3 protein-coding genes are annotated in these 3,150 nt (G+C 70.3%); all 3 read left to right on the top strand.

The features are described 5' to 3' along the window. The first annotated feature begins 163 nt into the window (after positions 1-163). Positions 164-925 carry a demethylmenaquinone methyltransferase gene (locus AC5RV2_RS16260; RefSeq protein ID WP_494093196.1) on the top strand — a complete coding sequence of 254 codons (762 nt, stop codon included), beginning with the start codon at positions 164-166 and terminating at the stop codon, positions 923-925. Positions 926-927: 2 nt separating this feature from the next. Further along, a complete protein-coding gene (locus AC5RV2_RS16255) occupies positions 928-2,265 on the top strand; it encodes a geranylgeranyl reductase family protein (protein ID WP_494093195.1) in 1,338 nt (445 codons plus the stop codon). 9 nt (positions 2,266-2,274) lie between these two features. After that, the coding region (locus AC5RV2_RS16250) for a polyprenyl synthetase family protein (protein ID WP_494093194.1) at positions 2,275-3,150 on the top strand (876 nt) is incomplete at its 3' end.

Below are 3,150 nucleotides of genomic sequence, written 5' to 3'. Positions count from 1 at the left end.
GGTTCCGTGCGGCCGGCCGGCGCGGCAGGCCCGGTTCCGGGCAGGCCGGACGAGGGGGACAGGGGGGAGGTCATGGTCATTAAGCCTACTCTGCCCGGCAAACGCCACCGCCCGCGAAAGCCCGGGTTCGCGGGCGGCCGCCGGTCTTTGAGACAATGGCCCAGTGAATCGTGCATCGCTGGAGAAGCGCCCGGATGAAGTAGCCGCCATGTTCGACGACGTGGCGCCGAAGTACGACCTGGTCAACGATGTGCTGTCGATGGGCCAGACCCGCCGGTGGCGCCGGATCGTGGTGGACGCGGTGGGCGCCGAGCGTGGCCAGAAGGTCCTGGACCTCGCCGCCGGCACGGGCACCTCCAGCGAACCCTATGCCGATGCCGGCATCCACGTGGTGGCGTGCGACTTCTCCCTGGGCATGCTGCGCGTCGGCAAGCGCCGCCGCCCCGACATCGACTTCGTGGCCGGTGACGCGACCAATTTGCCCTTCGCGGACAACTCCTTCGACGCCGTGACCATCTCCTTCGGCATGCGCAACGTCAGCGATCCGAAACTGGCGCTGCGCGAAATGCTGCGCGTGGCCAAGCCCGGCGGCCGGCTCGTGATCGCCGAGTTCTCGCACCCCACCCTCCCGGTCTGGCGCACCGTCTACACCGAGTACCTGATGCGCGCGCTGCCGGCGATCGCGTCCAAAATCTCGTCCAACCCCGACTCCTACGTCTACCTGGCCGAGTCCATCCGCGCCTGGCCGAACCAGGACCAGCTGGGCGAGTGGATCACCGGCGAAGGCTGGCAGGACGTGGCCTACCGCAACCTGTCCGGCGGCATCGTCGCCGTGCACCGGGCCGTCAAGCCCGGCCGCAACGAGGCGGCCAACGCCCGGGCGCAGGCCGCGCTGCGGCGCCAGAGCAGCAGGCACACCCTGTAGCCATGTCAGTTCTCATTGTTGGGGCGGGGCCGGCCGGATCCACGGCCGCGTACTATCTCGCCCGCGCCGGCGTGGACGTGACCGTGCTGGAAAAGACGGCCTTCCCGCGCGAAAAGGTCTGCGGCGACGGCCTGACGCCCCGCGCCGTGCGCGAAGTCCAGCTGCTGGGACTGCCGCACGAGGAATCCGCCGGCTGGCGCCGGAACCGGGGGCTGCGGCTGATCGCCGGCGGCCGGCAGCTTGAGCTGCCCTGGCCGGAACTGAGCGACTTCCCGGACTACGGGCTGATCCGCACCCGCATGGGCTTCGACGAGCAGCTGGCCCGTCACGCGGCGGCCGCCGGCGCCGTCGTGCTGGAACGCCACTCCGTTTCCACCGCCCTCCGGAACGAGGCCGGACGGGTCACCGGGGTCCGCGCCAACGTGCTGGACGAGCGCGGGCGCAAGACCGGGGAGACCAAGGACTTCTTCGCCGACGTGGTGCTGGCCGCCGACGGCAACTCCACCCGCACGGCCCTGAGCCTGGGCATCGAGAAGCGCGACGACCGGCCGCTGGGCGTGGCCGTGCGTACCTATTTCACCTCCCCCCGGCACGACGACGACTGGATGGAAGGGTGGCTGGAGCTCCCCGACGCGGCCGGCAACCCGTTGCCCGGCTACGGCTGGGTCTTCGGCGTTGGCGACGGGACATCCAACGTGGGCCTGGGCATCCTCAACTCGTCCAAGTCCTTCGGCAAGCTGGACTACCGGCAGGTGCTGCGCGAGTGGACCGCCGGCATGCCGGCGGAGTGGGGCTTCACCGAGGAAAACCAGGTGGGGCAGGTCCGCGGTGCGGCCCTGCCGATGGGGTTCAACCGGACGCCGCACTACAGCCCCGGCCTGCTGCTGCTCGGCGACGCCGGCGGCATGGTCAGCCCGTTTAACGGCGAGGGCATCTCCTACGCCATGGAGTCCGCCCGCTACGCGGCCGAGCTGATCGCCGAGGCGCACGGCCGCCTGTCCGGAACCGGCGGGCAGCTGCTCAGCATGGCCGGCTTCGACGCCGCGATGGCCCGCTACCCGGACATCATCCGCGGGCACTGGGGCAGCCACTTCACCCTGGGCCGGATCTTCGCCCAGCTGATCGGCAAACCGGCCATTATGAAACTGGCTCTGCGGACCGGAATGCCGGTCCCGCCGTTGATGCGCTTCGTGGTGCGGATGCTGGCCAATTTGACCGACTCGGGCGGCAAGGGATTTGAGGATAGAGTTATTCATCTGCTGGAGCACCTGACGCCGCCGGCATCGAACCAGGCCGGCGGCCACAAACCGGCCGGCCATACCGCCCCCACGATTAGTTAGTGTTGAACAGTGACTGACGCCAAACCGAGTTGGACTCCCGCCGGCCAGAACCCGCCGGAGTCGCCGGAGCTGGATACCGCGACTGCCGCCCTTGCCACCAGCCTGAACCTGCCGGATGGCTTCGCCCCGGTGGCCCAGGACCCCGAGCTCGGTCCCGCGGTTTCCACCGCCCTGGCGCGGGTAGAGAAGCAGCTGCGCGCGGCCATCGCACACTCCGATCCCTTCGCCGATGCCACCAGCCGCCATCTCGTGGAAGCTGGCGGGAAGCGGATCCGGCCGCTGCTGACCATCCTGGCCGCGCAGCTGGGCAACGGCTCGGTCCCCGACGTGGTGCAGGCCGCCGTCGTCGTCGAACTGACGCACCTGGCCACGCTCTACCACGACGACGTGATGGATTCCGCGCCGTACCGCCGCGGCGCCCCGACCGCGCACGAGGTGTGGGGCAACCAGGTGGCCATCCTGGCCGGCGACCTGATCTTTGCCCGCGCCTCGCTGCTGGTGTCCCAGCTGGGGCCTGAAGCGGTCGGGATCCAGGCGCGCACCTTCGAGCGGCTCTGCCTCGGCCAGCTGCACGAGACCGTCGGCCCGCGCGAGGACGAGGACCCGGTGGAGCACTACCTCTCCGTGATCGCGGACAAGACCGCCTCGCTGATCGCCACCTCCGGCCAGCTCGGCGCCATGTTCTCCGGAGCCGGCGAGCAGGCCGTGAACGTGATGCTGGAATACGGCGAGAAGGTGGGCGTGGCGTTCCAGCTGGCCGACGACGTGATTGACGTGACCGGGCTCAAGGCCAAGTCCGGCAAGACCCCGGGCACCGACCTGCGGGAGGGCGTCCCCACCCTGCCGGTCCTGCTGCTGCGCCAGGCCGCCGCCGACGGCGACGCG

Source organism: Arthrobacter sp. Y3225116 (genome assembly GCF_059091245.1).
Note: the sequence above shows the minus strand (reverse complement) of the source record. Positions and strands in the feature narration are given on the sequence as shown.